General features: G+C 66.4%; 5 protein-coding genes. 4 read left to right on the top strand and 1 reads right to left on the bottom strand.

Going from position 1 to position 7350, the window contains the following annotated elements; translation table 11 throughout:
* Positions 1 to 136: 136 nt before the first annotated feature.
* Positions 137 to 1330 carry an aminotransferase gene (locus IEY36_RS10575; protein ID WP_188967013.1) on the bottom strand — a complete coding sequence of 398 codons (1194 nt, stop codon included), beginning with the start codon at positions 1328 to 1330 and terminating at the stop codon, positions 137 to 139.
* A gap of 347 nt (positions 1331 to 1677) precedes the next feature.
* On the opposite strand from IEY36_RS10575, the gene IEY36_RS10570 reads away from it, so the two are divergent.
* The 4 genes from IEY36_RS10570 to IEY36_RS10555 all read left to right on the top strand — a co-directional run bounded on the left by IEY36_RS10570 (position 1678) and on the right by IEY36_RS10555 (position 7173).
* Positions 1678 to 2016, top strand: a complete 339-nt coding sequence (locus IEY36_RS10570) for a P-II family nitrogen regulator (protein ID WP_188967012.1) — start codon at positions 1678 to 1680, stop codon at positions 2014 to 2016.
* 209 nt (positions 2017 to 2225) lie between these two features.
* A complete protein-coding gene (gene glnA / locus IEY36_RS10565) occupies positions 2226 to 3668 on the top strand; it encodes a type I glutamate--ammonia ligase (RefSeq protein ID WP_188967011.1) in 1443 nt (480 codons plus the stop codon).
* Positions 3669 to 4145: 477 nt separating this feature from the next.
* Positions 4146 to 5564 (top strand): amidase, encoded by a 1419-nt coding sequence (locus tag IEY36_RS10560; protein ID WP_188967010.1) that lies wholly within the window; start codon positions 4146 to 4148, stop codon positions 5562 to 5564.
* A 31-nt stretch (positions 5565 to 5595) separates the two neighbouring features.
* Positions 5596 to 7173 carry an ABC transporter substrate-binding protein gene (locus IEY36_RS10555; protein ID WP_188967009.1) on the top strand — a complete coding sequence of 526 codons (1578 nt, stop codon included), beginning with the start codon at positions 5596 to 5598 and terminating at the stop codon, positions 7171 to 7173.
* Positions 7174 to 7350: the final 177 nt, after the last annotated feature.

The raw sequence follows: 7350 nt of genomic DNA, 5'->3' as shown, positions 1-7350 counted from the left end.
GCCACTGCTTTCCTCTATGCCGCCGCCGTCCTCTTGCTCATCAGACGATTAGCTCGTTCCACCTGAGTTCAGAGTCAGACTCTTAGGCCTTTGGTGGGGTGGCTTGGAGGGGCAAAGCCCCTCCAACCTTCCTCCCTCAGCCCGCCGCCGCCCGTGCCACTGTCCCGCGTCCGGCGAGCCACGCCTCCATCCGCGCCAGCGCCTGGTCGAGCAGCGCATCGCCCTTGCAGAAGGCGAAGCGAGCGTAGTGGTTGGGCGCGCCCTCGGTCGCGTAGAAAGCCGTCACCGGGATAGCGGTGACCTTCGCTTCCTCGGTCAGCGTGCGGCAGAAGGAGACGTCATCGCCGTTCCAGCCGAGCGGGCGGACATCGGTGGTGATGAAATAGGTGCCCTTGGTCTCCAGCACGCCGAAGCCGAGCCGGGCGAGGCCGCTCGCCAACCGGTCGCGCTTCTGCTGGAGATGGTCCGAGAGCCCGGCGAAATAGGCATCGTCCTTCGCCAGGCCGACGGCGACGCCCCGCTGCAGGTTGGGCGGGGTGGTGAAGGTCAGGTTCTGGTGGGCCTTGGCGACGTTGGGCGCGAGCGAACGGTCGCAGGTGATGTAGCCGACCTTCCAGCCCGTCAGGCTGAAGGTCTTTCCGGCTGAGCCGATGCGCATGCAACGTTCGCGCATGCCCGGCAGCGTCATCAGCGGGATGTGCTTCCAGCCGTCGAAGGTGAGGTGTTCGTAGACCTCGTCGCAGATGGCGTAGCAATCATGCCGGGCGATCAGGTCGGCGATGAAGGCGAGTTCGGCGGCGGTGAACACCTTGCCGGTCGGGTTCATCGGCGTGTTGAACAGGATCGCCTTGGTCTTGGGGCCGAAAGCGGCGGCCAGTTCGGCGCGCGGCAATTCCCAGTTCGGCGGGGAGAGCCGCACCAGCTTGGGGATGGCGCCGAGCAGCTTCACCACCGGCAGGTAGGTGTCGTAGAGCGGCTCGATCAGCACGCATTCGTCGCCAGGGTTCAGCACGGCCATCAGGCAGGCGGTGATCGCCTCGGTGGCGCCGGAGGTTACGACGACCTCGGCATTCGGGTCGGCGTCGATGCCATAGAAGCGCTTGGCATGGGCCGCCACGGCGTTGCGCAATTCCGGCAGGCCGGTCATCGGCGGGTATTGGTTACGGCCGTCCAGCAACGCGTCGGCGGCGGCGCGGACCACATCCTCAGGGCCGTCGTAATCGGGGAAGCCCTGGCCGAGATTGATCGCCTGGTGCTGGTTCGCCAATGCCGACATGACGGTGAAGACCGTGGTGCCGGTGGCGGAAAGGAGGGCGTTCTGCGGCTGCATCGGCCTCGCACTTGTCCTGAACGTGTGATGGGCGGTGGTTATGGCGCCGGGCGGGCAAGGCGGCAACGGGTTGTGTGACAGGATGAGGCGTCCTGGCGCCGCGATGATGGGCAGTTTTAGCCCATTTTTTATGCATTTCGCCCAACGCTTCGGCCATGCTCCGTGCTGCCTGGTGATTTTCCGTGGGCGCATCCGATTGCTGGTTCGGCATGGCGCGTGCAATACCCGGCGCGTGTCCCGTATCCCTACGGACCGGGCCGCGCGCTGAACACGGGAACGAGGCACCGGGACAACCGGGAGGACGGCTGGTGCGCCACGGGGCGCAGAAGGCCGCTGGACAGGAGCCGATGAAGAAGATCGAAGCGATCATCAAGCCCTTCAAGCTCGACGAGGTGAAGGATGCGCTGCATGAAATCGGGCTGCAGGGCCTGACCGTGGTCGAGGCCAAGGGCTTCGGGCGGCAGAAGGGCCATACGGAGCTGTATCGCGGCGCCGAATACGTCGTGGACTTCCTGCCGAAGGTGAAGATCGAGGTGGTCTGCGGCGACGACATGCTGGACCGCGCCGTGGAGGCCATCCAGGCCGCCGCCCGCACGGGCCGGATCGGCGATGGCAAGATTTTCGTCTCGGACATCTCCGAGGTGATCCGCATCCGCACGGGCGAACGGGGCGACGACGCGGTCTAGGCCGCGCGAGTTTCGCCGACCCCTCCCCGGCGGGGGGGCGGTGGCTGGTCCGGACGCGGCGCAGGGCGCCCGCCAGACCGGATGAGCCAGGCGATGTGGCGTATGACGCCGCATCGCGAGGCTACGCCGGGTCGTTCCGCGGGGTTCCGAAGCCGCGGTTCGGGGACAGGTTTCGGGGTTTTCGCAGTCAGGGAACAGGACCGCACATCATGGCCAAGAAGCCCGCCGCCGCACCCGCCGGTGGCTCCGCCGTCTCCAAAGTGCTGGAGATGATGAAGGAGCACAGTGTCGAATACGTGGATCTCCGCTTCACCGATCCGCGCGGCAAGTGGCAGCACACCGCCCAGCACGTCTCGACCGTCACCGAGGACGTGTTCACGGACGGCTTCATGTTCGATGGCTCCTCGATCGCCGGCTGGAAGGCAATCAACGAGTCCGACATGATCCTGATGCCGGACCCGACGACGGCCTGCATGGACCCGTTCTCGGCCAAGCCGCAGATGATCCTGATCTGCGACATCTATGAGCCCTCGACCGGCCAGCTCTATGCGCGCGACCCGCGCGGCACGGCGAAGAAGGCCGCGGCCTATGTTGGTTCGTCCGGCGTGGGCGACACGGTGCTGGTCGGCGCCGAGGCCGAGTTCTTCATCTTCGACAGCGTGAAGTTCGGCACGGGCGGCAACTACGGCATCTACCAGCTCGACAGCGTCGAGGGCCCGGGGTCGTCCTTGAAGGATTATCCGGAAGGCAATATGGGTCACCGCCCGGCGGTGAAGGGCGGCTATTTCCCGGTCCCGCCGGTCGATGGCGACAGCGACCTGCGCGCCGAGATGCTGTCGACGATGGGCGAGATGGGCCTGCCGATCGAGAAGCACCACCATGAAGTGGCGCAGTCGCAACATGAGCTCGGGACCCGTTTCGGCCAGCTGGTCGAGATGGCCGACCAGATGCAGATCTACAAGTACTGCGTGCACAACGTCGCCCACAGCTACGGCAAGACGGCGACCTTCATGCCGAAGCCGATCTATGGCGACAACGGCTCGGGCATGCATACCCACCTGTCGATCTGGAAGGGTGGCAAGCCGATGTTCGCCGGCAACGGCTACGCCGACCTGTCGGAGATGTGCCTGTTCGCCATTGGCGGCATCATCAAGCACGCCAAGGCAATCAACGCCTTCACCAACCCGTCGACCAATTCCTACAAGCGCCTGATCCCGGGCTTCGAGGCGCCGGTGCTGCTGGCCTATTCGGCCCGCAACCGCTCGGCGTCCTGCCGCATCCCGTACACCACCAACCCGAAGGCCAAGCGGGTCGAGGTGCGCTTCCCGGATCCGACCGCGAACCCGTATTTGGCCTATGCCGCGCTGACCATGGCGGCGATGGACGGGATCAAGAACAAGATCCACCCCGGCGACCCGATGGACAAGGATCTGTACGACCTGCCGCCGGAAGAGCTGAAGGACATCCCGACGGTGTGCGGCTCGCTGCGCGAAGCGCTCGAATCGCTGGCCGCCGACCACGACTTCCTGCTCGCGGGCGACGTGTTCTCGAAGGAGCAGATCGAGAGCTACATCGAGCTGAAGTGGAACGAGGTGTATCGCTTCGAGCACACCCCGCACCCGGTCGAGTTCGAGATGTACTACTCCGCCTGATCCCGTCAGGATCGGACGCGACGAAAGGGGGCTCCGCGCATCGCGCGGGGCCTTTTTTTCGTGGGCGGCGGGCACGGTGGCCGGCCGGCCGCCGCGCGCGATCCTTCGAACACCCGAGGGCATGGTCCGACCGGACGACACCGGCCCGCATTCCTACCTGGCCGGATTACGGTCGTTGGGTGTCCGAATGGCGGGTGCGGGCCGGCGTCGCGCCTGATACGCTGAAGAACGCTCCAGCCTGGGAGAGGCTCGTTGCGGGTGGCAGCGGTCCGCTGCGGATCACGATATCGATATCGCGTCCGGATTCGCTGCGGTCATTCAGCGTTAACCACGACCACGGCGGCGTTCCGATCCGAGGCGCCGTTGTGTTTCCCCGTGTGGATAGCGTTGCTGCAAGTCACCCATCACGAAGCCGAGCGCTCTTGCCGGCTCGATGAATCCGACATGAAGATGTGTCGCCGGAGCAGAGGATGGCGCATGGATATCGATGAAATCGGCTATCTTGGCGTGCGGGAACTCGCCGCGCTGTATCGGGCGCGCAAGCTCTCGCCAGTGGAGGTCGCCCGCGCGGTTCTTGACCGCATCGAGCGTGTGGAACCGCAGGTGAATGCGATGATGCGCGTCACGCCCGAGCACGCCATGACGGCGGCACGGAAATCGGAAGCCGTGTTCATGCAGCGCGACACGCCGCGGCTGCTCGAAGGCGTTCCTGTCACGATCAAGGATCTGCAGCACACGAAGGGCGTGCAGACGGATTTCGGCACCGCCATCCTGCAGGGCACCATCCCGGATGTGGATGCGCCGTGCGTCAGCCGGCTGCTCGATGCCGGCGGGATGATGATGGGCAAGACGACTTCGGCCGGCGAATGGGGCTGGAAGGGCGTCAGCCAGGCGATGATCTCGGGCATCACGCACAACCCGTGGGGCCGCGGGCTGAATGCGGGGGCGTCGTCGTCCGGCGCCGGCGTTGCGGCGGCCTGCGGCTATGGGCCGCTGCACCAGGGTGGCGACGGTGCGGGGTCGATCCGCATGCCGGCGCATTTCTCCGGCGTGTATGGGCTGAAGCCGACGCATGGGCGGGTGCCGAACTGGCCGATGTCGAACAACGACCTCGCCACCCATATCGGGCCGCTGACGCGTAGCGTGGAGGATGCCGCGCTGATGACCCAGGCGATGGCCGGGCCGCATCCGTGGGACTACACCTCGCTGGAGGCGCCGGCGCAGGATTACGCCTCGCGGCTCAAGGGCGTGTCGATGAAGGGCAAGCGCATCGCCTATACGCGCGACCTGGGGCATGCGCGCGTCGATCCCGAGATCGCCGAGGTCGTCGATCGCGCCGTCAGGGTCTTCGAGGCGATGGGCGCCGAGGTCGAGGAGGTGACGCCGGCGTGGGGGCCGCTCGGGCCGGAGCTGGTGCGCTTCTTCTGGCCGGCGACCTTCAGCGGGCGGGCCAGCAGCCTGGCGGAGTTCGAGGACCGGATGGACCCGGGCTTCGTTGCGATGATCAAATACGCGCAGCATTTCACCGCACCGCAATTCATGCAGATGCGCCTGCGCCGATTCGACTACATCCAGCAGATCCACGACTTCATGGAGGGCTACGACTTCCTGCTCTCCCCGGCCGTGAGCGTCGCCGCCTTCCCGGCCGACAGGCTGCAGCCGGCGCATTGGCCGCAGCATGACTGGGACTGGCTGATGTGGGCGGAATTCTCCTACCCATTCAACTGGTCGGGTAGCCCGGCGGCGAGCGTGCCCTGTGGCTTCACCCCGGCGGGGTTGCCGGTCGGGTTGCAGATCGCTGGCCGGCGCTTTGACGATCTCGGCGTGTTGCAGGCGAGCGCGGCCTTCGAGGAAGCGCAGCCCTGGGCGCAGCACAGGCCGCCCTTCGCCCAATAGTTCCTTCACCCATCAACGGAGAGTGCGTGCCATGAAACGTCGTGACGTCCTTGCCACCGCAGCGGCGGCAGCCGCATCGCTCTCCGCCCCGGCGCGAGCGCAGCAGCGCAAGGTGGTGAAGTTCGTGCCGCAGGCCGACCTGGCGTTGCTCGACCCGGTCTTCACCACGGGTCTCGTCACCCGCAACCATGGCTTCATGGTCTATGACCAGCTCTACGGTCTCGACGACAGCTTCATGCCGCAACCGCAGATGGTCGAAGGCCATGTCGTCGAGAATGACGGCAAGACCTGGAAGCTGACGCTGCGCGAGGGGCTGAAGTTCCATGACGGCACGCCGGTGTTGGCGCGCGATGCGGTCGCCAGCATCAATCGCTGGATGCAGATCGACGCCTTCGGCCAGACGCTGCGCGGGGTGACGGAGGAGCTGAGCGCGATCTCCGACAAGGTCATCCAGTTCCGGCTGAAGAAGCCCTTCCCGCTGCTGCCGACCGCCCTCGCCAAGCCTTCCGCCTTCTGCCCGGTGCTGCCGGAACGCCTGGCGTCGAACCCGCCCAGCGTGCAGGTGACGGAAATGGTGGGCAGCGGGCCGTTCCGCTACATCGCGTCCGAACGCGTGGCCGGTGCACGCAACGTCTATGAGAAGTTCGACGGCTATGTGCCGCGCTCCTCCGGCACGCCGTCCTTCGCCGCCGGGCCGAAGGTGGTGCATATCGACCGCGTCGAGTGGGTGACGCTGCCCGATGCGGCGACCGCCGCGGCCGCGCTGCAGGCCGGTGAGGTCGATTGGTGGGAACAGCCACAGCCCGACCTGCTGCCGCTGCTGCGGCGCAACCGCAATATCCGCGTTGAGGCGAAGGAACGCGGCGGATTGATGGGGATGATCCGCTTCAACCACCTGGTGCCGCCCTTCGACAATCCGGCGATCCGCCGAGCCTTCCTCGCCGGGGTGAACCAGACCGAATACATGCAGGCGGTGATGGGCGAGGAACGCTCCCTGTGGAACGACCGCTGCGGCTTTTTCCTGCCCGGCAGCGCGATGGCGACCGAGGTCGGGCTCGAGGTGATGACCGGCCCTCGCAGCCTCGACAAGGTGAAGCGCGACCTCGAAGCCGCCGGCTACAAGGGCGAGCGCGTGGTCTTCGTGGTGCCGACCGACCTGCCCTCGCTGAATGCGATGAGCCAGCTCGCCGCCGACATGTTCCGCAAGGTGGGTGTCAACCTCGACTACCAGGCGCTGGATTGGGGCACGGTGCTGCCGCGGCTGGCCAACAAGGAGGGTCTCGACCGCGGCGGCTGGTCGGTGTGGTGCAACTACATCCCCGGCATCATCGCGACCACGCCGGCGACGCAATCCTATGTGCGCGGGCTCGGGCGCAACGGGCCGTTCGGCTGGCCGGAATCGGCGCGCATCGAGGCGCTGCGCGACGAGTTTCTCGATGCCGCAACGCTGGAAGAGCAGCAGCGCATCTGCCGCGACATCCAGATGCAGGCATGGCAGGACGTGCCCTACATCCCGACCGGGGCGTGGATGCAGCCCTTCGCCTTCCGCAGCAACATCACCGATATGCTCAACGGGTTTCCGTTGTTCCACAACATCCGCAAGGGGTAGTGCATCGATGGGGAGGGGCGCCGCCCCTCTCCTGATCTCGCCTCGCCAATGACGCGGGGACGTTGGACGCGATGAGCGGGCGTTGGACGAGGCGACGTGCCGGCATCGTTGATGCGCGGGCCGGGCGCGAAGACAGCTTTCGCTCCGGTTCCGCGGGCGGCGATGTGGACCACGGGC

Source organism: Neoroseomonas lacus, from assembly GCF_014644535.1.
GTDB lineage: Bacteria > Pseudomonadota > Alphaproteobacteria > Acetobacterales > Acetobacteraceae > Neoroseomonas > Neoroseomonas lacus.
This window is presented reverse-complemented; position numbering and strand designations above follow the sequence as displayed.